19 protein-coding genes and 4 pseudogenes are annotated in these 24,921 nt (G+C 45.7%); 12 read left to right on the forward strand and 11 right to left on the reverse strand.

The features are described 5' to 3' along the window. Together CHRO_RS28780 and CHRO_RS28785 are read left to right on the forward strand one after the other, a co-directional pair. A complete protein-coding gene (locus CHRO_RS28780; RefSeq protein ID WP_015163145.1) occupies positions 1–231 on the forward strand; it encodes a hypothetical protein in 231 nt (76 codons plus the stop codon). A gap of 694 nt (positions 232–925) precedes the next feature. Further along, positions 926–1,396, forward strand: coding sequence for a hypothetical protein (locus CHRO_RS28785; RefSeq protein ID WP_015163146.1), 471 nt, complete (start codon positions 926–928; stop codon positions 1,394–1,396). Positions 1,397–1,537: 141 nt separating this feature from the next. Here CHRO_RS28785 and tnpA read toward each other — a convergent pair whose 3' ends face one another. After that, complete coding sequence (tnpA, locus tag CHRO_RS28790; protein ID WP_015163148.1) at positions 1,538–1,939, reverse strand: IS200/IS605 family transposase; 402 nt, start codon at positions 1,937–1,939, stop codon at positions 1,538–1,540. Between the two features lie 50 nt (positions 1,940–1,989). On the opposite strand from tnpA, the gene CHRO_RS28795 reads away from it, so the two are divergent. Continuing rightward, positions 1,990–3,174, forward strand: a complete 1,185-nt coding sequence (locus CHRO_RS28795; RefSeq protein WP_015163149.1) for an RNA-guided endonuclease InsQ/TnpB family protein — start codon at positions 1,990–1,992, stop codon at positions 3,172–3,174. 10 nt (positions 3,175–3,184) lie between these two features. Beyond that, positions 3,185–3,676: pseudogene (locus CHRO_RS28800) on the forward strand (PIN domain-containing protein); the annotation flags it as partial. 184 nt (positions 3,677–3,860) lie between these two features. On the opposite strand, the gene CHRO_RS28805 reads toward CHRO_RS28800, so the two are convergent. Next, complete coding sequence (locus CHRO_RS28805) at positions 3,861–5,438, reverse strand: vWA domain-containing protein (protein WP_015163151.1); 1,578 nt, start codon at positions 5,436–5,438, stop codon at positions 3,861–3,863. A 126-nt stretch (positions 5,439–5,564) separates the two neighbouring features. Here CHRO_RS28805 and CHRO_RS28810 point away from each other — a divergent pair. Both CHRO_RS28810 and CHRO_RS28815 read left to right on the forward strand, forming a co-directional pair. Next, positions 5,565–5,789, forward strand: a pseudogene (locus CHRO_RS28810) (type II toxin-antitoxin system RelE/ParE family toxin); the annotation flags it as partial. 93 nt (positions 5,790–5,882) lie between these two features. Continuing rightward, positions 5,883–6,203: a HigA family addiction module antitoxin gene (locus tag CHRO_RS28815; protein WP_015163153.1), complete on the forward strand. Its 321-nt coding sequence runs from the start codon at positions 5,883–5,885 to the stop codon at positions 6,201–6,203. 23 nt (positions 6,204–6,226) lie between these two features. Here the strand turns inward: CHRO_RS28815 and CHRO_RS28820 are convergent, their stop codons facing one another. Next, a complete protein-coding gene (locus CHRO_RS28820; RefSeq protein ID WP_015163154.1) occupies positions 6,227–7,462 on the reverse strand; it encodes an AAA family ATPase in 1,236 nt (411 codons plus the stop codon). Between the two features lie 76 nt (positions 7,463–7,538). Continuing rightward, on the reverse strand, positions 7,539–8,948 hold the full coding sequence (locus CHRO_RS28825; protein WP_015163155.1) for a hypothetical protein: 1,410 nt from the start codon (positions 8,946–8,948) through the stop codon (positions 7,539–7,541). Positions 8,949–9,074: 126 nt separating this feature from the next. Between CHRO_RS28825 and CHRO_RS28830 the strand changes: the two genes are divergently transcribed. Then, a complete protein-coding gene (locus CHRO_RS28830; protein ID WP_015163156.1) occupies positions 9,075–9,791 on the forward strand; it encodes a Uma2 family endonuclease in 717 nt (238 codons plus the stop codon). Positions 9,792–9,919: 128 nt separating this feature from the next. After that, a complete protein-coding gene (locus CHRO_RS28835; protein WP_015163157.1) occupies positions 9,920–10,759 on the forward strand; it encodes a tyrosine-type recombinase/integrase in 840 nt (279 codons plus the stop codon). 1 nt (position 10,760) lies between these two features. Here the strand turns inward: CHRO_RS28835 and CHRO_RS28840 are convergent, their stop codons facing one another. The 3 genes from CHRO_RS28840 to CHRO_RS28845 form a co-directional block, all read right to left on the reverse strand. Then, positions 10,761–11,306, reverse strand: a complete 546-nt coding sequence (locus CHRO_RS28840) for a tyrosine-type recombinase/integrase (protein ID WP_015163158.1) — start codon at positions 11,304–11,306, stop codon at positions 10,761–10,763. 114 nt (positions 11,307–11,420) lie between these two features. Further along, positions 11,421–11,600, reverse strand: a complete 180-nt coding sequence (locus CHRO_RS33065; protein WP_181824411.1) for a hypothetical protein — start codon at positions 11,598–11,600, stop codon at positions 11,421–11,423. 155 nt (positions 11,601–11,755) lie between these two features. Then, entirely contained in the window at positions 11,756–12,124 is a 369-nt protein-coding gene (locus CHRO_RS28845; protein WP_015163159.1) for a PadR family transcriptional regulator, read from the reverse strand. A 486-nt stretch (positions 12,125–12,610) separates the two neighbouring features. Here CHRO_RS28845 and CHRO_RS31005 point away from each other — a divergent pair. Next, a pseudogene (locus CHRO_RS31005) lies at positions 12,611–12,870 on the forward strand (AAA family ATPase); the annotation flags it as partial. Between the two features lie 504 nt (positions 12,871–13,374). Here the strand turns inward: CHRO_RS31005 and CHRO_RS28855 are convergent. The 4 genes and pseudogenes from CHRO_RS28855 to CHRO_RS31410 form a co-directional block, all read right to left on the reverse strand. Next, positions 13,375–13,587 (reverse strand): hypothetical protein, encoded by a 213-nt coding sequence (locus CHRO_RS28855; RefSeq protein ID WP_041463619.1) that lies wholly within the window; start codon positions 13,585–13,587, stop codon positions 13,375–13,377. Then, positions 13,578–14,798, reverse strand: a complete 1,221-nt coding sequence (locus CHRO_RS28860; RefSeq protein WP_015163160.1) for a SprT family zinc-dependent metalloprotease — start codon at positions 14,796–14,798, stop codon at positions 13,578–13,580. The genes CHRO_RS28855 and CHRO_RS28860 overlap by 10 nt, the downstream gene beginning before the upstream one ends. A gap of 206 nt (positions 14,799–15,004) precedes the next feature. Next, a pseudogene (locus tag CHRO_RS28865) lies at positions 15,005–15,351 on the reverse strand (heavy metal-binding domain-containing protein). Positions 15,352–15,580: 229 nt separating this feature from the next. After that, positions 15,581–17,062 carry a GUN4 domain-containing protein gene (locus CHRO_RS31410; protein WP_015163161.1) on the reverse strand — a complete coding sequence of 494 codons (1,482 nt, stop codon included), beginning with the start codon at positions 17,060–17,062 and terminating at the stop codon, positions 15,581–15,583. A 761-nt stretch (positions 17,063–17,823) separates the two neighbouring features. On the opposite strand from CHRO_RS31410, the gene CHRO_RS28875 reads away from it, so the two are divergent. From CHRO_RS28875 to CHRO_RS28885, 3 genes are all read left to right on the forward strand, one after another. Continuing rightward, positions 17,824–18,048, forward strand: coding sequence for a helix-turn-helix domain-containing protein (locus CHRO_RS28875; RefSeq protein WP_245570587.1), 225 nt, complete (start codon positions 17,824–17,826; stop codon positions 18,046–18,048). Positions 18,049–18,217: 169 nt separating this feature from the next. Beyond that, positions 18,218–21,064, forward strand: a complete 2,847-nt coding sequence (locus CHRO_RS28880; RefSeq protein WP_015163163.1) for a helicase-related protein — start codon at positions 18,218–18,220, stop codon at positions 21,062–21,064. Further along, entirely contained in the window at positions 21,061–24,912 is a 3,852-nt protein-coding gene (locus tag CHRO_RS28885; RefSeq protein WP_015163164.1) for an Eco57I restriction-modification methylase domain-containing protein, read from the forward strand. The genes CHRO_RS28880 and CHRO_RS28885 overlap by 4 nt, the downstream gene beginning before the upstream one ends. The last annotated feature ends 9 nt before the right edge of the window (positions 24,913–24,921 follow it).

A 24,921-nucleotide genomic window follows, 5' to 3' on the forward strand; every position in this document is an offset into this window, starting at 1 on the left:
ATGAAACGTCATCAGCAACAAAAGGCACAACTGGTAATGCTACCAATTCCAAAAGAAAAACTTGCTAATTTTATTGGTAAGCAGATACATTTAGCTTGGGCTAAACAAGGCTGTACTTGGAAGTTGCTGCGGATTGAGGGCGATCGCATTTATTTAGAAACACCCAAAAAAAAGAAATTGTTAGTAGCAAAAGCCAGCGATGCTATGTATACTCGTCGGTATGAAGGATAAAAGTGTGACTTATTCTATATAAAGGTAGTGCTATACTTGGCAAAACTTAAGCTATAAGTTGTCCGAATAGCTAAGAAATTGGTTTCAGTCACTAGCCTCAATGGGTACTCAGTTCTGGTAGCTTAGATGCTGCACCTCCATCTCAACTCAAATGGGGCAGAGCTGCTAAGATTGGGACGACACTAACTGATATCCGCATCAGTAATGTTGGGCAATTTCTCAGGTGTCGATCCCACCCATGCGACGAAATTGACCGGACATCAGAGTAAAAAAGCTTTTCGGTGCTATATCCTTCACGATGAACAATCGAGTGCGACAACTACGTTCAGCATCGCTTACGCTGCTTACTATAGTTAAAGATGGAAGAAATTGCACGATATTTGCTATTCTAGGTCTGCGATCGAAAGCTAAACAGAAGGATGAAAAAAATGAGTGAAAGACCTGAAAAATGATTTTTCTTAAAAAAAAGCTATTAAATCGAACGCAAACTGCACGTATAAAACCACGATTCTATGAGAAAATTTTAAAAGGTTTTGTTCACAAATAACGAATTTTTTTGAACGCAACGATTAACTAGTAAGGCAGACTTTTTTTAGATATCTTTATGTAAGTAACTTGTCATCGCTGCCCTTGACGAACAGCTAGTGTTTTGCGTCAAAATAGTAGTGTATTTGATTTCTCATATGAACTTATTATGTCTGTTAGAGCCGATTTAGGATGGGATTTAGCAGTTGACAACCGCAACGGTCAACTAGTTCTGGCTGTTGAAGTCAAGCGCAAAACCAACGTATCACCCCAGTGGGCAGCAAGCCTTCGGCGCAATATCCTGGCACACGAAACTTTTCCAAAAGCCCCGTATTTTCTGATGGTCTTTCCAGACAAATTTTACTTATGGACTGATACAGAGGCTCATCTAGAGCAGAGTGAACCTACATACGCTATCGATCCACGTCCCATTCTTCAGCCTTATTTTGAACGGGCAGGGGTGAGGGAAGAACAAATCAGTGGACAAAGCCTGGAACTAATTATTGCATCTTGGTTGGGAGAGATAATTCACTCGGAGAAATTGCCGGAGGATGTAGCTGCCCAGCAGCATTGGTTGATTGATTCAGGACTGTATGCTGCCCTAGCCGGAGGAAAGTTTGAGCATGAGGCAGTTGCGTGAATATTTATGTCGAAACAAATTTTGTTTTAGAGCTTACCTTCGAGCAAGAACAGAGTGCAAGTTGCGAACAAATCCTACAAACGTGTGAAGCAGGGCAAGGACATTTGATTATCGAAAATTTGGGTTTAAAACCCCGTCCTTCTAGGACGGCTTTTCTTGATCTTGGATATATTTTTTGAGAACTTCAAGTGGTGCGCCACCTATGGAAGATGCAAAATAACTAGGACTCCAGAGGGCATCTTTGCCATAGGGTTTAGAGTATCCAGCCTGTCCGTAGCGGCGGCTGGATACTCCTTTAACTGCATTCACAATCTGAGAAATAGAAAGCTTAGGTGGAAACTCAATAATTGAGTGGATGTGGTCGGATTCTCCGTTGAATTCCTGAATATGAAAATCCATTTTTTTAGCTACTTCTTTAAAAGATTTTTCAATCAACGCAAGACTCTCGGATGTCAGTACAGGTCTACGATACTTCGTCACGCAGACCAAATGTATCTTCAGATCTGTAACTGAGTGTCTTTCCTTGCGTAGCTGGCTTGTCATTTAACGTAGACCCATGTACAATACTTTGTAGACCGATATTCATATGATACATGAAAGCTCGATATCAGTATAGATTCTATCCAACAGACCAACAACGACAAAGCTTAGCTCAATTGTTCGGTTGCGTTAGGGTAGTCTGGAATGATGCTTTGGCTTTCTGTAAACAATCTGAAAAGTTGCCTGGATACAACAAACTATCTGGCTTGTTAACTCAAGCTAAAAAGACTGAATTGCGGCAATGGCTATCTGATGTTTCTTCAGTACCGTTGCAGCAATCTCTTAGACATTTAGACGCTGCCTACAAAAACTTTTTTAACTCTCGTAATGGGAAAAGAAAAGGGAACAAAATAGGTACACCTAAATTCAAAAAGAAGACTAACACTCAGTCTGCTGAGTTTACTAAGGCTGCTTTTCAGTTAAAATGTGATGTAGTTTATTTAGCTAAAATCGGTGATATCAATCCTATTTGGTCTAGAGAGCTACCCTCTGAACCTAGCTCTGTAACAGTAATCAAGGATTGTGCGGGTCGATATTTTCTGAGTTTTGTAGTAGAAGTCGATCTTATTAATACTGTTGCCAAACACATAAGTATCGGTATTGACTTAGGAATTAAAATCTTTGCTGCAATGAGTAGTGGCGAAAAAGCTCAAAGTCCTAACTACTCCAACACAGATCGCAAAATCCGTAAACTACAACGAAAGTTAGCACGTCAAGCTAAAGGTTCTAAGCGTAGAGATAAAACCCGTGTTCGGATATCTCGACAGCATAACCGGATTTCAGATACTCGCAAAGATTTCTTACATAAGTTGTCAACCAAAATAGTTAGTGAAAACCAAACGATTGTTTTGGAAGACCTGAATGTGTCTGGAATGGTTAAAAATAGACGGCTGGCTAGGGTGATTAGTTTGCAGGGGTGGAGGGAGTTCAGGAATTTGTGCGAGGCAAAATCAAATAAGTTTGGTCGTGAGTTTAGAGTAGTTAGTCGCTGGGAACCCACAAGCCAAATCTGCTCGGATTGTGGGTACAAATGGGGCAAGCTCGACTTAAAGGTGCGAGAAATAATTTGCATAAATTGCAATTCTCGTCACTGTAGAGACGACAACGCTTCCAGAAATATAGAGAAAGTCGGCATGGGGCATCGGCACGACTCTAAATGGACGCAGAGGGATGATAAGACTACCTCGGTAGCGCAACCCAATGAAGCGTCAAGAATCACCGTCTCTTTAGAGCGGTGAGTATGTCAATCCAGCATATTGTCTTGCGGAACCGCATGAGAAACTGAGTCGCCAAGCAAGGAATCGCCGAGAGCTGCAACGATCGTTGGATGCTGAGTTGCGTCAACTTTTACGTACAACTTCTTATGCTAGTCGAATTAAGAGCATTCAAGATATTGCTAGCTTAATGGTGCAAAGCAATGAAGAAGAACGACATCGCTTTATCCAATGTCGAGAAAGACTGCTCAAGGTGGGAGAAATTGTGGCGCTTACCGCTGACATCTTAAACGAAGCAGCGTCTTATGAAACTACTTACGATATAACACCACAAGATGCGCTTGTTTATGCATCAGTTATGACTCATCTACGACGCGATCGGCCACAGCAGGCATATTTTTTGAATCGAAACTCTAAAGACTTTGATAGTCCTGATATCGTTGACGAACTCAACCAGTTCAACTGTAGAATGATTCCACGATTCGATCGCGGCTATAGTTTTCTTCAGTCGCAATCATTGTCGTAGCAGGTTAAAGCATAGCACAGCCTCTGAAGTGATGAGGTGAAGAGTTTTTTTCAAACCACTTAGTTTGACTATCTCTCGCTCTATAACGGAGATTTTTGGTTTGCGCCTAACCACCTTGTTTAGACATATTTCCCGATCAGATATTTAGATAGTGAGTTGTTGATGTAGCAGGTGAGAGCGCGAACTATAGCAAGAACAGCTCTTCGATTGCTACCTCATCGCTCACAAGATCTTTAACAACCCAGATGCGATCGCAAAACTGCTGAAGGAGCCGTTCGCCCGCACCACCGATTAAAACTCCATAAATACTAAATTCTAGCTGTTGTTTCTTGACTTTTAACTGCTGCAAAAATTCCCGCTCTAGATCGCACTTGCCGTCTGTAACCATAACAATATCTGCTCCTTTGAACTGTTGTTGCTGCTCAATACATTCGGTAGCAGATAATAATGCTGGCTCCCAAGCAGTACCGCCACCACTGTAAAAAGCCAGCATCGACTCCAGCAGCCGCGAGAAGTCGTGGTGGTGGGGTGGAAAATCATCGACTCGAACAACTCTAGTTGCAAAGTGGATGATTCGCAAGTGCCGTCCCTCTTGCTGGGCAATTTGTCCTAGCACTGCCGTCACCGCTTTCGCCCAAGTGTCAGGTAATCCATCCATCGAACCAGAGGAATCCAAGCATACCACCAACGGTCCTTTGCACTGCTTCTCCTTCCCTAAAGTCTTGTATTGCAGCAGGGAGCGATCGTAATAGGAGAGCGCAAACAGAGGGAAGATATCGGGATTGGAGAGTTTCTGGAGTTCGGTAGGCAACAACCGTGACAAGTTATCTCCTAACTCAACCGTCGTTATCTCCCCAAAGGCATCTAGAGCTTGACTACGACGCTTGCGCTCGGCAATCAGTTGCAAACGTCCGGCAACAACAGCGATCTGCTTGAGCTTGGCATGACCTGCGATCTTTTGAGCCAACGCCATTTTTTCAGCAGGAGAAACGCTCCGTTCTCCACCGATTTCATTTCCCCAGCTCAAGCCCAGCATCTCCAACCACCCAGATGCCTCGCTCAATTTTTCATAGGCAGCGTTCAAGGCAGCCCTGAGCATTTGCCTGACTTGCGTTTCATCAAGGCTATTTGCGTACTGTTGAGCCTGCCATACAGCTTGTTTTCCTTCCTGTTGTAAAAGTTGGATCAGTTCAGCAGAGCGATCGCCACTATCTTCAATCAGCTGCCTCAACCACTGCTGCCGTTCCTGTTGCTGTCGAGTTTTGGGTAGTGGTAAACCAGTTGGGGGTTTGGTTGGAGTGGCACAGAGAAGATGCTCAAATACTCCAGATGGTGGAACAGATGGCTGATGCTTCAGTTGCTTAATCAAATCCCGATACTGTTGTGGATTAGGAAATCGGGGCATGGGTGGTGGCAGTTTATCGTACACTTGACGGCAATACTCTCCCGTTGCCAATCCCGCCGCCAATTGGTTGCCTTGACACTGCTCCACCAGAGCGTCAAAGCCGATGAGCTGTTGAAACTCCCGATGCAATAAAATCGCCCAAGCACTCTCAGGTGGTGGTGGGTCTAGCTCCTCTGGTTCGCTCTCGTAGTAAAGTCGATGAAAAACTTCTAAAGTAAAACTGGGAAAGGCAAATAGCTTGCTAGTCCCAACCCTCACCATTGTTCGAGCATCTTCAAAATAGTTGAGATACTCTTGCCAGAAGAGTTTGGAGATGCTCGCAACTCGATACACTAGCGGTTCAAAGTCAAACAGCATAGGATTTAAAATCTATCAAGCATCAACAATATCAAAACTGGCAAGTAGCGATCGCGCCTCGGTCACTTTTAGCTAAATATAGCATAATATCCGTGTTATTATGTTAATGGAAGTGCGCTCGCGCTCATGATTGTGTCATTTAAAGATCGAGCAACGGAAGACATTTTTGATGGCATTGACTCAAAAGTGGCACGAAAAACTTGTCCGATAAGTTTTTGGAATGTGGCACGTAGAAAGTTGGATCAACTGAATGCTGCTGTATCTTTAAACGATCTGAGAGTTCCACCAGGAAACAGGCTAGAAGCCCTGCAAGGCGATCGCGAAGGTCAGCATAGTATTCGCATCAACGACTAGTACCGCCTCTGTTTTGTCTGGTTGGAGCAAGGAGCGGATTCGGTTGAGATTGTCGGCGATCGTTGACGTTTTTATGTGAGGTAACAATAGATGAAGATCCCTAAATATCGCCCGCCCACACATCCAGGAGAAATCTTGCTGCTAGATTTTCTAGAACCACTCGGATTGACTCAGCAGGATTTAGCCAACAACATCCATGTTCCTTACCAGCGAGTTAACGAGTTAGTAAATGGCAAGCGCGGCGTTACGCCAAGTACGGCATTGCGGTTGTCGAAATTCTTTGGCAACAGTCCAGAGTTTTGGCTGAATCTGCAACAAAATTGGCAGCTCTACCAAACACTGAAAGAAGAAGAAGAAGAAATAAATGCGATCGTCGCTTTTGCAGAGCGGGAAGAAGAAAGAAGTGCCTAAATAATGCAAAATCTGCTATGTAACTATTGATAAACTTTATTTTTATAGCCGCCAACTTCTACTAGCAAATCTTCGCGAATATCAGTCAGTATTCTCTGCGCTCGTCGGGCATTGCGACTCTTGTTATCGGCGATTAACTTTTCAATCTTGCGAGCAATATCCTCCAAGCGACTCGCAGCATTATCGGCTGCTTCGATCAATTTTTGTTCGATCGTACTGCTCGGACGCAAATCGTATTCTCTGGCTGCCCTCACTACAATGCTGACTTCTTCCTTTGCCGCATCGTACCAAGAGACGGCTTGTCGATTGAGATCGGGAACGCAAGTATTCAAGATTTGACCGATCTTCTGCCGCTCCTTGGGATCTCTTTGCCACAGACAGTCGGGCAGTAATTCGTGAAAGGATTCTGGATACACTTGCTCATCGCCCTGCACCAGTGCGTGAGCTTGCAGCAGTTTGACTAGCTGTTGCAACTTGCGATCGCTAATCAAAAAACCCTCCTTCTCCAGCGCCAATTGGCATTTGATCAAATCTTCTGCAAGTTCGTCGGAAAAAGGTACGTTGGCTGCTTGTTGCTGTAAAGCTTTAATTTCCTCCAGCGTTAGGCGCACCACCACCTCTGGTTTGATGTTATGTCTGGCGCGGTGAATTAATTCCCGCTTGGAACTTAGCTTGCGGACGTATTGCAACCAAGGACGGTAGACGAAGCGATCGACAAAGGCATCCAAGTCTCCATCAGTGGGAACGTTATTGGCAGCACCGCACAAGAACAGTAGCGGGACTGGCTGCGGCTCTGGATTCTCGAATACCCGTTCGTTCATCAACCGCAACAGGGCGTTGAGACTGGTAGAGTTGCCGCGAAATACTTCATCCAAAAAGGCAATGTGTGCTTGGGGCAGTCGCCGCTTGGTGTTGCGAATTAACTCGTCTTGCTGCTGTAATGCTCGCAGCGATAGTTGCCCCAGTAACTCGTCAGGAGTGATGGTCGGTTGCAGGAGGCGATCGAAGAATACAGCTTCTTCTATCGCTCGGCACAACTGTTGTAACATCCAGCTTTTCGCACAACCAGGCGGACCAAATAAAACCACATTTCCACCACTGAGCAATACGGCTAGCACTCCATCAATAACAGTAGAACGCTCCAAGAAAATCCGATTCAACTCTCGCCGTAACTGCTGCAACCGCTCTGGAGCAGAGCCAGCTGGGGCATTGTTGGGGATTTGAGCGGCTAACTTTTTGGTGTTTTTAGCGATTGCCATGATTTAATCATGATGATTTAATTTCGTTTTCTAACTAGAATCTGAGTTCTGTATTCCAACTAGAAGGTGAGTTTTCCTAAAATCCTGCCTCTGGGTCGTAAGGTCGAGCGGTCGAGTCACGCTCGCACTCGTCGCTATCGACGGCATCTGGAGCAGTAACGAGATCCTTTGTCTTGGCTGTTGCTTCTAATCCCAAGGACTGGCGCACGGCTGCCTCAGCAATCTCCCAGCGATTGAGTAAGTCTTTGGTACGGAATTTAAATAAATTCTCCATTGATGCTAACTTGCCCTTGAGTTGCCGCAACTGCTCCGGATCTGGTTGCTGGGCGATCGCGTCTAATTGCCTCAATAAATCGGAGTAACCCGCATCCAGCGCCAGTGCCTTCGTCAGCTTGGCAAGTCCCTCCCCAGTTGAGTTTTGTTGCTGCACCCGCTGCTTCAGCATAGTTCTGAAGCCTTCCAGGTGCTGCTGCACTTGTTCCAAGTCGGGGCTGTCACTCAGGTATAGCTGATTAAGCTGCCTTGCTCTGTCCACGAGCGGCTCTAAATCGCGATCGTATTGCATTAAGACTTGCAAGCGAGCAATTAAGGTGTCCCACTTCTGTCCCGTTCTCGATGTCGCATCCGCTCCCGACAAATTGAAGCTCTCTAGCAATTGCGCTAGCTTTGCGTCCGCTTCGTCCCGACTTCTGATTTGCGCGTCGTATAGGGTCGAAATTAAAGTCTGCTGTAACGTTTCTTGCGATCGCTCGATTAACTTGAGTTTTTGGCGTTCGACAGAGGTTGCCTCTGCCTCTGCCTGCTGCCTTTGCACTTCTGCTTCGCGCTCCGAACGCTCTAGCAGGGAAGGAATCTTTATCGGTCCTTCCACTAGGACTTGCAATGAATTGAAAAGTAGCTCCTCTTTGGTAGGGTAAGCACTAGCATACTGCCGCAACGCTAGCTCAATTGCTTTTGGTTCTGATGCTGCGGCTTTTAGTACCTGCTCCACCCACGACAAGAAACCAGCGTACTCTGATTCGTATGTTTCTAAGATTCCCTGTCGCAAAGAATCAGCTTCTGCCATCATCCCTTCAATTGCTTCTAGGGCATCGGGCAGTGCCGATTCGTGGACGAAGCGGAACGGTTCGCTCAAAAGGGTGTAGCGGTTGTAGATAATTTTCTGTCGTGCTTGGAGTTTGGTAGCAGCATCTTTGAGGCGGTGGTTAATTTTCGCTGCGTAGCCCCCCTTTGCCGCGCTCTCTAGCAATCTCAATACATCATCCCCAATCCCTAAATGAGATCCGTCTAACTTCAGCGATTGCACTCCCACTTTGACTGTCAGCTTGAGTAAATAGATCGGCTCTTTTTCCAGATGCGACCACTCATGCCCAGAAAGTTGTCCCACGCGAGGAGTTGCTGCACCGAGCGGCTGCTGCGCCCCACTTAGATGAGTTTGGCAGCGCTCTTGCACGAGTTGGGCTACGAGCTGGTCAACTGATGGCATAGGATGTCTATGGTTTGCGTTTGGGATTTGGCAAATTTCTAGTTATGAATATTCTAATTCTAAATAGAACATCAATTTCATTTTCCAGTTAGAATATAAAACTAAAATTATAAACTCTCAATACTTATGGGTGAATTAGGGCAATCTCCTTTCCCTTTGAGTGTGAGTGTTGCTTTAGGAATAGATTGTATGGTGCAAACACTACAAGAGCCATCCCATCAGCAAACACAATATGTCGTTCTCGACGGCATTACATGGCAGACCTATCAAGCCATTCAAAAAGACTTGGGCGAACATCGTTCGGCGCGTCTGGCATACAGCCAAGGGGTTTTGGAGATCGTCATGCCATCCCAACTACACGAGTTCATCAGTCGCATCCTCGAAGCGATCGTCCGCACCCTAGCTGAGGAATTCAACCAAAGACTGCGCGGCTATGGCTCTACTACACTAGATCGAGAGGAACTGGTACAGGGAGTCGAACCGGATTCCTGTTTTTACATTCAAAATGTCGAGCGCATTCTCGGTCGTCGTCAGATCGATCTCAATACCGATCCCCCACCAGATTTAGCAATTGAGGTAGACATCACAAGTTCCTCGCGCCGTCGTTTCGGGATCTACCTGCAACTGTCCATTCCTGAAGTTTGGCGCTACACCGAGCGTCAGGGTGTTACTATTTATCAGCTACAAGACAATCGTTATGTCGAGTGCGAGTTTAGCCCTACCTTTCCCACAATCTCTGGAACCCTGTTGCAGCAATTTCTCCAACTCGCTGCCACCGAAGATGACATTAGTGTGGTTCGTGCTGTGCGCCAGTGGATTCGAGCGCAATCTCAACAAAACTAGCTTTTTGTATCTTTAAACGATCGCCTCTACGTCTCCAATACTTGTCTCCAATACTTTAGGTTCAATACTTTAGGGCATGGCATAATTAAAGCGCGGACTTTGCCGAAAAATTTATTCTGTTCCATTCCATGCCCAGGACATCGCCACCGCTCAAAACTGCATTCGTCAAGTGCCGCGAACGGGAATTCCTCTACCTGCATGAAGTCGATGCCGTCGCCGCCGCGATGGAGCAGACTCGTTACCCCACCAGGAACAAGGCGATCGCCATTGCTTTATTCTGCCAATGCTTACAGCCATCCGAGCTGTGTTGGTTGCGCCAATCAGACCTAGACTTGACCAGAAAAACGCTCTACGTCATCCGCAACCGCGAACTCAAAAGTGGCGCTCGCCTCCACAAACAAATCAATCTGCAACTGCTCTGCCCTGCCGAACTCGAATTGCTAAAACAACTGGCGCAAGAGCGTCGATGTGATTGGTTATTCGCCACAGAACGGCGATCGCGCCTCAACGAGCGCTCGCTACACTATTTAATTGCCCAAGCAGGCAAGATTGCCCATCTGACTTTCCCAATTCACCCCTATATGCTGAGGCGCTCTGGGCTATATTATCGTGCCGCATTGCTATTAGAACCGCTCGATCTATCGCTACAGCAGTGCTGCTTGCTGTGGAATTGGCACGGCACGAAAGTCGAGTTTTCTAGGCAACAAGAACGAGAGATGATGGCAATGGGAGTGGCAACGTCTGAAGCATTTTTAGCGGCACTCAAACAACTGCAATCTTTCACCCGCATCCAAAGCTATGACAATCTCATCGATTACCTCCTGGGCGCGTTCTTGCTATTTCCCCACCTAGATAGCCTGACCAATGACTACTGGCTTGCTCCTGTCGATCGGCAGCCCCAACTTTACCGAAAAGATCTATCCGCAATACCCGCTTCGTCTACTCTTTCCCCAAGCGCCAGAGCGTAAACTAAATTAACAAAGAGATCGCCGACTCTACCTGGTCTGGCTTCACCTCTAGATAACGCTGGAGAGCAGTCAGCGATTTATGCCCCGATACTTCCTGAATCACGCGGATCGGCACGTTGGCATTAGACATACTCGTGAGTGCCGTGCGACGAAATGAGTGAGTCGAAGCACCCCTAATCCTTGCCCTTTTACAAGCAGCTCTGAGGATTAGATCGGCAGCTGCCCTAGTGAGTGGCTTGTTTCCATTGCGTCCTGGAAATAATAGACCAGACGGTGGATTATAAGCTGCTAAATATGCCTGTAGCTTCAGGTGTGAAGGCAGCGTGCGCGTGGCAATCTTGCCTTTGGTAGTACATTTACGCAGCGTCACCACACTACCCGCTAAATCTTCCGCCGTCAGCGCCAAAACTTCACTGACGCGACAGGCGCAGTAATAAGCGATCGCGAATAGCAGCTTGTCTCTAGGGGTGAGGAAGCCGCGTGTAAATAGGCGCTCTAGTTCGGCTTGAGTCAGTATCTTTGCGCGTCCGTTGCCCTTGACCTTCACTTTTTCTTTTGTTTAGATTTACTTCTACTACTATCCTACGGCAAGAAGCGACTTGATGTTTTAGGAGTTTCGTCAAGTTAGAAAAATCGCTCAAACTTAAACCCTCAAACAGCTTTACTCCTCCTTTCGCATTTCGTTGCAATAAGGCTTTTCGGATTTGTTGAGAGGAGTTCTCAATTGTCTCGGATCGTCTCGAATCACGTATAGTTTGGAGATCGCGTCGATCAGTTGCCAACGGGTGACGGGTGACTGAGAGTTGTGCGAGCGGGGATTGGGTGGTGAAATGTCTTTCAAATCAATTGCCTCCTAATAAGTAGTCAGTGGCTGCTTTGGTTTTGGCGTTGGTGCTAAGGTGCGTCTAGTTGAGAGACGATCGCGACTTGGATGCGAAGGTCGCTTCGCGTTTGCGTAGCATGGTCGAAGAGCATACCGTATAAGAGCATCGCGCTTCAAACGGCAACAGCTTTAGGTACTTGTGGCTGTTTTGTAACGAATCCTCGCCATAAAGCGGCTAGTTTTTGTGCCTCGTTGTGCCATTGGGGGCTGACCGAATACATCCGCCTGGGACGACCGCGCCCTTCGACTTTCTGAAGGCGAGAAGCGACCGCTTGCTCGGATTCCAGAAATGATAGCGCCGCGTACAAGACTGTATCGGAAAGACGGTAGTTAGGGTATTCGGACTCTAGCTTTTCAATCAACCCAGTACCGTAAGATTCGCTCTCAAGCAAAATTGACAGCACGTAGCAAACAGCTTGCTCCTGCGTCAGATAAACTGGTGGTTGGGCCACAAAAAACTGATAAATCTCCTCAAGTTGCATAAATTAATTTTTTGAAGGCGATCGCGTGCTTCATTTCAGTCTCACTTTAATTGTTCCCTCAACTTCCTCAACTTTTTACACTTCACTAATTTTTGATTAGCTCGATTTTTTCCAAATGAGTATCGATTTGGTTAAACACTTGTTTTAGCTCTAGACTTAAATAAAATAAATCGTGTTGCCACAGGATTATTGGTAAGAGACGAACTGCTTGAAGCTCGAATCCGTGCTAGCTTAGTCGAAGCAGTAGAAATCCCTTGCTGTTGCCGGAAGTCGCTCGATTAAGCTTGAATAATTACCTCCGATCTCGTTGACATAAAGTCGATGGCGATAACTGACAAGAGGGTAACTGATACTCAAAGGTTTGAGAGACTCTTTTAGCATTAGTTAATATTTTTTTAGCTAGTAAATTTGGCGAACAAACAAAGATTTTGTCAACAAGCCACCTAGGGAAGCATAAAAGGGAGAATTTCGGTACATATCTACACTCACTTCGATACCATCAGTGCCTTCACCTGTGAGCGTGCGCGGATGGGACTCAGATGCAGCATTATCTTAGCTGGCACGCATGGTCTACGCTGGGTCAGACCCGCGTTTCATCCTACGGCGATTGTCGATTCTGGCGAACGAGGATGTAGGATTAGCCGATCCAAATGCAATTGTCGTCGTCAATGCTTGTGCCCAAGCCGCGCGATCGCGTCGGGATGCCAGAGGGACGCTACCACCTAACCCAAGCGACACTCTATATCGTTCGGTCACTCGATCGAGCACAATTGCTTTCATACAAGTTACTGCGTAACACTCTACAGCGGAGTAGAGGGAAGCATTAGCTAAAGTTTACTAAGTTGCACAACTGGGTAAACTTTGCCAGGAAACGAGTTAGATGAGTTTGAAACTACAGCTGCAACTCTACTATCAATTCTCATAAAACTGGGGTAATGGTTAGCCAATTTGGGTGACTCCTCAAATGCTAAAGCGTCTCCAAATGCTTTCAGAGACGCTTTCGCCAATAATTTATAAAGTTTAACTTAGTTATTGTCTGTATATATGCATAGTTTAACTAGGAATCTTAGTGACTGGGTGAAGCAGATATAAACATAGACAATAGTTTTGTAAAAATACAATGAATTAACAGTTTGAACCCAACTTTCAAGTAAGCGTAATCCTTGCGTAGAATCTCATATATCAGATGAGGAATTAATGGATTTGTAGCACTGCATACAGATTTTTTGCCAAGCTTCTAAGGTAATTATTTATCCCGATTGAATCGGAGCAAGAGCCAAGCGCGATCGCATTTGTTGTTTTGCACGATACATATCTGCTTGTAGTCGAAGTCCGAGGCGATAGCAATCTCTTGTCACAAGCAGCAGTAGACTTCCACACCAGACAAATTTCGTTTTGAGCCAGCAGCAGTCTTCTTGGCTACGATCGTCTGATGCAACCCCAGATCGATCGCTTACAGCCATTGCTCTGAATCAAAAATCCGCGCTTGATTCCATGCCAACTTTTCCAGCCATCTAGAAGCCTCTCGATCAAACTTAAACTGCTGCTCGTCTCGGCGAAACTCACGAGTGTGAACCATACGCCTGCCATTTACTAATTTTGCCCCATGATATTTGTGTAGGAGTTCGCGATCCAAGACAAACTCAGCCACAAACTGGGGAATCCGTGCATCATCCAGAGTTGAGCTGATAACCACTCGGTCTTTAGCTGGGTGATAATAGCCAAACTTGCGGTAAGTGTTCAGTTGGCTCCAACTTAGGCGCGGTTTGACCAAAGTTGAAGCAAAATACTCGCGATTGAGTCGATCGAACAACTCTTCCAAGTCGTAGCACTTGCCTTGAGCTTTGTCTCGATTTGCACTGGCAAACGAGTCCAACTCTAGTAGTACTTGACTATATTCTGGCGAACTAGCAAAATTTTTGATGAGTCGCGATCGCTCTTGGCATTTGCCTAGTAATGCGTCTGTCACCAGTGCTGTCAAGACTTCACTATTGGCATGAATAAATCCTTCGCTAATGGTGAGAGTAGCGGCATTTCCTTGCCGCCTGTATTTGTACAATCCTGCCTGGTAGGTCACTTCAATTGCGACATTTTCTAACTGCTGACAATGCTTTTTCGAGACTGCTTGGGCGATTTGCCAGGTAGAGCGAGTTGTCTGGAGGTGCAGTTGTAGATAAGATTCATCGCTCAAAAACTTCATCCAAGCATAAATCGAGCCGGAGGAACTACTTAAGTCAGCTGGTGTTGCCTGGTGTTGGCAGCAAATGTTTTCAACTTCTGCAACAGCTTGTGTCAATGAGTCAAGCAGCTTTTGGAATAGATCGGGTTTTGGGGTGGGACTGGCAGCTAGATATGAAAGTTGCTGCAAAATACTTCGTTGCTTTCCTTTTATGTTCTTGAGAGGAATCGGCGCTTTTGTTGGAGAGGCAATACGACTCTCTAAAATCGGCAAGTTGTCCAAATCGATTCCTTTAAGAAAGAAGTAAGCCAAACGCGATTTACTTGGCAATTGCTCTGGTGTCACCCGTCCTCGAGCGCATATTCGTTCAATTGCCTCAAGTGAGTTAGCGATCGATGCTTTGAAAGCAGCAACCTCTTGGGGAGGAATGCCGCTATTTAAGCGATTTTGTGCCGTTTGAGCCGCCTTGACGACTCCACGAATTCGGCTCGTCATGTTCTATCTTGATGCAAAGAGTTTTGACCAACTGAATATGAAGCTTACTAGTAATTCGATGCTGCTATTGTGCGATTCGATGGTAGTGGAAGAGTTTTGAACAGGATAGACAGCATACAAGGGTAGCAGGTTCAAACATGCGATCGCCAATTTAATTCATAATTACAAATTACAATGAATTACTTGTACGTCTCTACTCCTGGGTTTTATTCGCACACAACAGCCGTACCGCCAACGGCAACCATGAGCATACTGCCACCATTACCAATCCCAATAGTTTCGTAGTCGATGTCAATCGCAATCACCGCATTTGCACCCAGCGCTTGTGCCTCCTGAATCATCTCTCGCATCGCGGTATCTTTCGCTTCTCGATCGCGATCGCTCGTATCCTGCCGATCGCCCACCCACAATATCGCGGATACCAGCAAAGAAATCTCGAAAAATATTTGAAATCTCGAAAAATATTTGCTCCTAGAATAGCTTCACCGCTGACAATGCCAAGATGAGTGACGAATCGTCGATCTCCTACCAGGCTTGCTGTAGTCAAAAGCATATTTGTTTTCATGCTGTAGCCCCTCTTCTCTCTTCATTGCTGCTTACTTGGATCGTACTCAAAAGGAGTAATTTAAAAATTCTGCCAGTCTTTTGTCGAGGAACAAACAATTTGATACTCGACAAAATCCCAATAATTTATCCAATTTCTAAAAAATGAGTTTTTTAAATGCTAATATCCCATTTTTTAGGTGCGACTTATTCTTAAGCTACTCAATTTCTTTTGCTAACTAACGCTCCTTATCAGGCGATCGCTTTTCTCTAGCATGACAACTTTCGATGCGAGAGTAGATCGACATTCTCACTTTTCCGTTGCCAGCAGCACGGATAGCAGCAGAGGGCAAATGCCCGCTGGGGGCGCTCAGATGAAAAATGCGCTCGTTTTTGGACTGCCAAATTCCATTGACTTTCCAACCAACGAGATCTCCAAACTTATCCCAATTTTTTTCGACATCTAGTAAGAGGCACTGTTGCACGGAAAAGCCAAAACGTCCGTTGCTATATTTGATCCACAACAGATCGATAGTCTCTAGATCGATACAAGGAAATTGGCGAATGGAGTCAAGGGGCAGGTAGTTTAACGGAGGCTTTCCTTTCATTAAACCAGCAACTTTCAGCATAACTTCTCTGGTTTCTATGTCCGCTTCTTCCCATTTTCCCTGTTGAAGTAGGTCGTGTAATTGGCTATAGTCTACGCCCACTTCTGAAGGTAAATTATTCGGATTGACTTGACTATCTCCTGAAGTAAGCGAGTTGCGATCGCTAAAAGTTTTCAATCGGTTTATTATTTCTGTTGGCAACCACTTGACGAACCATTCGCTTGCCTCGGATATTCCTCGGTCGAGATAAATGGCAGCTAACAGTGCCTTAAACGTATCCGTAAGAGCTTTAGAGCCAACAATTCCATTATGCCGGATAAATTGCTTTAGTTTCATTTGGTATACGAGCATTAATAACATCTCGTCACCCACTAGGAGATCGCGATCGTCAGAAAGAACTCCTTTCAGCCGATAAGTGTTATTTCTATACAAATAGTGAAGCACGACAAAATCTAAAAGGGCGTTGCCCAGAATTGCTAACTTCTGATTATCGTAGTTTGGCGTATTCGTAAAATTGGCAGCATATGAACTATGCGTCATAGATTTTTGAAGTAGAGCTTTGTTATGAAAAATTTTACCAATAGCTCCTTCTAATTTTTCGACTGGAAATGCTAAATCTGGGCAATTGCTTCTAACGTTGGATGCTATTGGTTCATAAGAGCGATCGATAAAGTTTTTAACGAACCAACTTTGTGCGTCTATAAAACCTTGGTAATCGGATAAAATCGCCCGATCGAGATAGATAGCAGCTAGTAATGCCTCAAAAGCTTCTGCAATATTTTTTTGACTGGTTTTTCCATTCTCATTCTTGACTCGAATCGAACTTACTAGCCCAATCTGTTTGGCAAATTCTACTAGTCTGCGATCGCAAACTAGCTCGTCTCTTTTTTGAGACATAACATCTTTCTTCCAGAGATCGGTACTAATTTGGTACAAATAATCGACAACGATAAGTTCTAGCAGAGTATCTCCAAGAAGTGCTAACCACTCGTTGTGATTTTTGGGATTGCCTACGTGCCTTGCATAACTGCTATGTGTTAGAGCTTGTAAAAGTAAATCTTTATTGCTAAAAGCGATACCGATAGTTAGTTCAATAGGTGTTATGTCGCTCATTTTTTAACTGTCTTCAAATTTGTTGACTTTTCTTTCTATATGCTTGTCTCATTTGAAATAGAATTTTTATCTACGGAGCAATTTTAAATGTTTAACTCTTAATCGAACAGCATTTCGGCACTCCATCTATTGTCAAGCTTGCGGAAAGGAAATAAGTATTAGCAAAAGAACTGCCAGTCATTCAAATCTCCAATCTTAGGAGATTTGGCAATGGTTAGGAGATTTGGCAATGGTGCTGCCCTATTTTTTCTCCTGCGGCTTACTCTTAGTCTGCCCATTTTCTGTAACTAACTAATGTACCCAAATGCAATCGCTTGAATTCAAACTGCAAACTCTACTGATCGGGAAAGCGAACTCTTCTACATAGACTCAAATGTTTGAGTCCATAAAAACTACACAACGTCCGTATACGGAGAATATTTAAGACCTCTATTACCTATCCCTGCCAATCGTATATCTGCGGAATATACGCAAGTCATTTCTATTAAATGAAGTTTTTGTGCAAGCAGCGCTAAAAAGGCTTACCGATCGCAAATAAATTAGCTATTGCCTTCGGGAAATCTTTTGAATAAGGAAAGCTAATCATTTGTCTAATTCCATCTAATTACTGTAGATCGTTGCTGACCCAAGATCGTTATTTTCTCTAGTTACGCTAAATCTCTATAGCAAATACGATGTGGGATGTGATGCGACAAGTGTTAGCCCATATAGCGCCCGAACTGGAGTTTAGAAGTCAGATGTCAGTCAAAAGACCTTTAGTAATGAATCAGCCACAAATCGGTCAGCTTGTTCGTGAATTACGGTTGTTGGTTGGGCTGACACAAGAACAGTTTGCCGCCCATTTGGGTGTTACCTGCGGTTCAATAAACCGTTGGGAAAACGGGCGCAGCGAACCTTTACCACTAGCGCGGCAGCAGATTTGGCAATGCATAGAACAAATGGGAGATCGCGGCGAGGAATTGTTGCAGAAGTATTTAGCTAATTAGTTTTCAAATGAAACAGCGGCTTTCGTCTAACGGCACTTTGGCGGCGATCGCAACTTACTAACCAAACACTTTTAGAAATCAGGGGTTGGTGGCATATGGCTTCGATCGAGGAGCATTTACGTGCCTTATTGACAGGAACGCAAGCGAATCGCGCCCAAAGGACACGTTGATGGAAAAACTAAATCCTACACCAGGTTCCATAGTTACTTGTCGCGATCGCTCCTGGGTCGTGCTACCTTCCGACCGCGCAGACATTATTCACCTGCGTCCTTTAAGTGGCAATGAAGATCTCATTTGTGGCATCTACCAATCGCTAGATATAGAAATAGAAGCGATCGCTCCAGCCCAATTTCCCTTACCCCGACCGGAAGCCATTCAAGATCGTGTTGCCGTCCAACTGCTGATGGATGCCGCACGGCTGAGTTTACGCAGTGGTGCGGGTCCGTTTCGCTGTTTAGGGCGATTATCCGTTCGACCTCGCCCCTACCAACTCGTACCGCTACTGATGGCGCTGCGTCTATCCACGGTGCGGCTGCTGGTGGCTGACGATGTAGGAATTGGAAAAACGATTGAAGCCGGACTGATTGCCCGCGAACTACTCGATCGCGGTGAAGTGAAGCGCCTAGCAATTTTGTGTCCGCCTCAACTCTGCGACCAGTGGCAGCGGGAGTTGCAACAGAAGTTTCAAATCGATGCCGTCGTCATTCGTTCTGGTACGGTTTCAAAATTGGAACGAGGACTGCCATCGGGCGATCGCCATATCTTCGAGTATTACCGTCACATCATCGTCAGCCTCGACTACGCTAAGTCGGAACGTCGCCGCGCCAGCTTCCTCACCCACTGCCCTGACTTGGTAATTGTGGATGAAGCCCATACTTGCGCTCGCGGTAATTCTGGAGATACCTCAGTCCAGCAACGCCACCAGTTAGTGCAGCAAGTGGCGGCAAAGACAGAGCGGCATTTGGTGTTGCTGACAGCAACACCTCATAGTGGTATTGAAGCTTCATTTTTATCTATTCTGGGTCTGCTCGAACCAGAGTTTGAACAGTTCGACCTCGATCGCCTCAGCGAAGCACAGCGCATCCATCTTGCCAGTCATTTCGTCCAACGCCGTCGTGCCGACGTGAAATCGTGGCTGGGTAACGAAACGCCATTTCCCGAACGGGAGTCATTAGAGTTACCTTATCGACTCTCCAAAGAATATCGCCATCTATTTGAAGAGGTTTATAATTTTGCTCGCGGGTTAGTCAAGACAGCAGATGACCGACTCAGTTACGCCCAGCGCCGAGGAAGATATTGGTCGGCTTTGGCTTTGATTCGCTGCATCATGTCTTCTCCCGCCGCCGCGATCGCTACACTCACTCGGCAGGCGAGCAAATCGGCAGATGTAGGCGAACTAGTGGGCGACATTGATGAAGACCTGCTGGGGGCTTACGTCTACGACCCTACAGAACAAGAGCAAGCAACTGATGCAGCGCCAACTGTTGTCGTGGAACAGGGGCAGCAATCCTATGGCGACAAGGAGCGCCGGAAGTTAAGAGTCTTCGTCCAGCAGGCGGAAAAACTGCTTGGGGACAAAGATACCAAATTGCAACAGGCGATCGCTACGGTTGCATCGCTACTTCAGGAGGGATTCAATCCAATAATTTGGTGTCGCTACATTGCTACGGCTAACTACGTGGCAGGGGCGCTGGCTTCAAAGCTGGAGAGGCGAGGCAGTAACATCCGCGTCCTGGCAATTACTGGGGAATTGTCCGAAGACGTGCGCGAAAACAAGTTAGCCGATCTGCAATCTTATCCCCAACGGGTGATGGTGGCTACCGACTGCTTGAGCGAAGGGATCAACCTCCAAGAACATTTTAGTGCTGTTTTACATTACGACTTGCCGTGGAACCCAAATCGCTTGGAGCAAAGAGAAGGGCGGATCGATCGTTACGGACAAACAATTTCAGTTGTTAAAAGCTACTTGCTCTACGGTCAAGATAACCCAGTGGACGGTGCAGTGCTGGAGGTGTTAATTCGTAAGGCGATGCAAATCCACAAGACGTTGGGCATTACCGTACCCGTACCGATGGATAGCGCCACGGTAACGGAAGCAGTATTTAAGTCACTATTTGAACGCGCTCCCGAAGCCCTTCAGCTGTCGTTACTCGATTTATTAGAAACAGAAGAATCGCCCCTCAATCAAGTGCATCAATCCTGGGACAGGGCAGTGGAACGAGAAAAAGTCAGCCGAACTCGCTTTGCTCAACGAGCGATTAAACCAGCCGAAGTCGAGCAGGAGTTAGTCGAGTCCGATCGAATCTTAGGTGACGAGCGGGACGTGGAAAGATTTGTCCGCTCTGCTTGCGAGCGGTTAAACAGCTCTCTCATTAAAAAGAAGCAAGGCTGGTTGCTATCGTCGCCACCCCAATGCTTGAAAGCAGTCTTAGGAGACAAACAGCGAACGATTTCCTTTACAACACCCGTCCCAGATGGAGTGGAGTACGTCGGACGGAATCACCCATTAGTAGAAGGGTTAGCGCGGTACTTGTTGGAAGAGGCGCTGGACAATACTTCTAATCCTACTGCTGCTCGCTGTGGCTTGACCGTGACTGATGCCGTTGACAAGCGCACGGTTCTCTTATTATTGCGGCTGCGGCATCTGCTAGAAACTACCCAACACCAAGGGTTACTGGCAGAAGAGTGCTTGATTGCAGGGTTTACTGGCTCGCCCGCCAATCCCCTGTGGCTGCCAAATGAAACAGCAAGAGAACTGCTACAGCAAGCCGAACCTGTCAACGACTTGCCAATTGGCAGAAAGCGTCTGGAAATCGCCCAATTCTTAGAGCGAATTGGGGAGCTCGCTGAGGAGTTACGGCAGATTGCCGAACGGCGATCGCACGCTCTATCCCAATCTCACCGCCGCGTCAGAAACATCACCAAGGAAGGGCAGGTGCGAGTCAAGCCCCAACTGCCGATGGATATTTTAGGAATTTTGATTTTACAGCCAGGTCAACCCAAGGTAAGCAGATGAGTGCAGTCGCAAGTACGTTAACAGGAATCCAAATCGAAGGCAACTTAATTGCTCCAGATCTAACAGCAGATTTACTGGCTGGTAATACCAAAGAGCATAAAGGACAGACATCTGAAGACTTTGGCTTAACTAAAGCTGACAAACTGGCTGATGAAATTGCGATCGCCTGGGGCGATGCCAAGGCTTATTGGGCGGCATTTCAACGCGCATTGGCGAGATTACCGGAGCGGGACTTGGCAACGACTGTGACTCGCGAACAGTGGGTAGTCCCCTTACTGCGGAGTTTGGGCTACGACCCTGTGTATACAGCCAAAGCCGAAGCGATCGACGGGCAAACTTATGCTCTCTCCCACCGTACCGATCCAGGCGAGGATAAACCGCCGATTCACGTTGTTGGCTGTCGCGTCAAGTTAGAACAGCGCCCGCCTAGCGGTACGCCGAGACTTTCTGCTCATGCCCTGATGCAAGAATACCTCAACCGCACCGAGCATCTGTGGGGGATTGTCACCAATGGATTGCAGTGGCGGCTGTTGCGCGACTCCTCGTTAATGACTCGTCTCACCTTCATTGAGTTCGACCTAGAACAAATTCTCAATGGCGAGAACTTTGCCGAGTTTGGCTTATTCTATCGTCTCTTCCACCGATCGCGACTGCCAAAAGGAGCAGACGATGCCGATGCGTGTTTGCTGGAATACTACCACCAAGAGGCGATTCAACAAGGGGGACGGGTACGCGATCGCCTGCGTGACGGTGTAGAAAAAGCTTTGGTATTGCTGGGAACTGGATTTCTGCAACATCCAAACAACGGGCAGTTAAGGCAATCTTTTGAGTCGGGAGAACTAACCGATACCGTTTACTATCGCCAGTTGCTATTGCTGATTTATCGCCTGCTGTTCTTGATGGTGGCAGAGGCAAGAAATTTGTTACTAACGGACGAAGATCCAGAGAAAGCCCGTATTTATTTGGAATATTATAGCGTCACGCGCTTGCGAAATTTGGCAGAACGCCCCAGCTATCGGCGCGAAGGTTTCCAAGATTTATGGCAAGGACTGCGGGTAACGTTTCGGTTATTTGATGAAAACTGGCGCGGGGAAGTATTGGGGCTTTCGCCCTTGAATGGCGACTTGTTTGGCTCGAAGACACTCAAGCATTTAGATGAGTATGCGATCGACAATCACGAACTGTTGCAAGCAATTCGGCAGCTATCGTTATACGAACAGAAGGGACAATCGCGACGGGTGAATTATGCGGCGCTGGATGTGGAAGAGTTGGGCAGCGTCTATGAAAGTTTGCTCGATTTTCATCCGCAAATTCAGGTACGGCAATCAATTTATGAGTTTCAGTTGGTGACAGGAAGCGATCGCAAAACCACTGGTTCTTACTACACGCCACCAGAACTCGTAGGACAGTTGATTAAAAGTGCTTTAGAACCTGTCATTGAGGAGAAATTGAAAGAGGCGAAAACTCAGTCAGAAAAGGAAGCGGCACTACTCAGCCTGAAGGTGTGCGATCCTGCTTGCGGTTCGGGACATTTCCTTTTAGCCGCAGCACGGCGGATTGGCAAGGAATTGGCGATCGCCAGGACGGGGGAGGCGCAACCAGGGGTAGAACCGTTACGCAAAGCCATACGGGATATCGTTCAAAATTGCATCTATGGAGTTGATTTGAATCCATTAGCGGTGGATCTGTGCAAAGTTGCTTTGTGGATTGAGGGTTTTAATCGTGGCTTACCGCTAAATTTTCTCGATCACCGAATTAAGTGCGGTAATTCCTTGGTGGGGGTGCTGGATTTAACTTGTTTGGATGAGGGTATCCCCGATGAGGCGTTTAAACCCGTGACTGGCGATGATAAACAATTAGCTAGTCGTTGGAAGAAAGAAAATAAAAAACAACGCGAGACAGATTTACAAGGACAATTATCTTTAGATTTTGATGGCAATTTAGAACGGGATAGATCGCATTATGCCCAAACTGCTGCATATGTAGGCGCGATCGCAGAAGTTACAACCGGTGATGTGAGGCAAAAGCAAGTCCAGTATCAACAAAGTCGTCAAGATAAAGGTTGGTGGCGAGACTATTCTGCCTGCAACCTATGGACGGCAGCATTTTTCATGCCGCTAACTGAACAAGATCTGCACCTGCTACCAACTACAGCAGCATTGACTCAACTATTACGGGGAAATACGTCTACCCAAAAAATAGTAGAAGCAGCAAATAAGCTAGCTCAAGAAAAACGCTTCTTCCACTGGTGTTTAGAGTTTTCAGAAGTATTTGAAGTTGGTGGGTTTGATTGCGTATTAGGGAATCCGCCTTGGGAAAAGATTAAGTTGCAAGAAAAGGAGTTCTTTGCTTCTCGTAGTGCTGAGGTTGCTAATGCTGCAAATAAAGCAGCGCGAGAGAAGTTAATTCACCAGTTACCAAAAACTAATCCTGCGTTAGCACAATCTTTTGAAGAAGCGAAACATGATGCTGAAGCAGAAAGCAAGTTCATCCGTAAATCTAGTAAATTTTCCCTTACATCTGTTGGCGATATAAATACCTATGCTGTATTTGCAGAAACTAATAGATTATTAGTTAATAAAACTGGACAGGCGGGCTTTATTATTCAAAGTGATATTGCTACAGCAGACACCTACAAGCAGTTTTTTGCTGATTTACTAACTAAAAAACAACTTGTCAGTTTTTATGACTTTGTTAACACCGAAGGTATTTTTCCAGCAGTTCACCGTACACATCCACATTTTTGTCTAATTACAATATCTGGTAATTTTAAAGACAAACCATCAGATTTAGCGTTCTGGAATACTAACATTCGCCATATAAATGATTCAAATCGCTTATTTACTCTTTCTGCTACTGACTTATTGCTGCTCAACCCTAATACTCTAACTTGTCCAGTTTTTCGTACCCGTGCCGATGCAGAAATTACTAAGAAGATATATCAGCATATACCTGTGTTAGAGAATGAGCGTGCAGAGAGTAATCCTTGGAATGTTTCATTCATAAGAATGTTTGACATGTCGAATGATAGTGGTTTATTTAAGAATGAGATGAATGAGGGTTTAGTTCCACTTTACGAAGCTAAGATGTTTCACCAGTTCGATCATCGGTGGGCAACTTATACTGCTGATGGAAATACTCGCGAGTTGATAGATACAGAAAAAAAGCATCCTCACTTCCTCTTACATCCTCAATCTTGGGTTGAGTATGTAGAAGTAGAAAATCGGCTTGGTAATCATTGGAAGAAAAACTGGCTTCTAGCTTTTCGTAGTATTACAAATACAACCAATGAAAGGACTGCTATATTTAGCATTATTCCTAAAGTTGGAGTAGGCAATAGTGCGCCTATAATGCTACTTAAAATAGATAAAGCATCTCTAATATCTTGTTTACAAGCAAATTTAAGTAGCTTAGTATTTGATTTTATTACTCGTCAAAAAGTAGGCGGTACTAACTTTAATTTTTTCATTGTCAAACAACTCCCAGTCATTCCTCCAGAAGCATACACCCAAGAAGACATTGAATTTATCAGCAGCCGCGTCCTCGAACTCGTCTACACTGCCTGGGATATGCAACCCTTCGCCCAAGATATGGGATATGACGGCGAACCCTTTATTTGGAATAGCGAAAGACGGGCATTATTAAGAGCAGAATTAGACGCATATTATGCCAAACTCTATGGACTCAACCGCGACGAACTCCGTTATATTCTCGATCCTGCTGATGTCTACGGTTCCGACTTTCCCAGCGAAACATTCCGCGTATTGAAGAACAACGAAATCAAACAATTTGGCGAATATCGCACTCAAAGATTAGTCCTAGAAGCATGGGATAGAATGTTTGGCTAATAGTTGATG

This window comes from Chroococcidiopsis thermalis PCC 7203, from assembly GCF_000317125.1.
Taxonomy (GTDB): domain Bacteria; phylum Cyanobacteriota; class Cyanobacteriia; order Cyanobacteriales; family Chroococcidiopsidaceae; genus Chroococcidiopsis; species Chroococcidiopsis thermalis.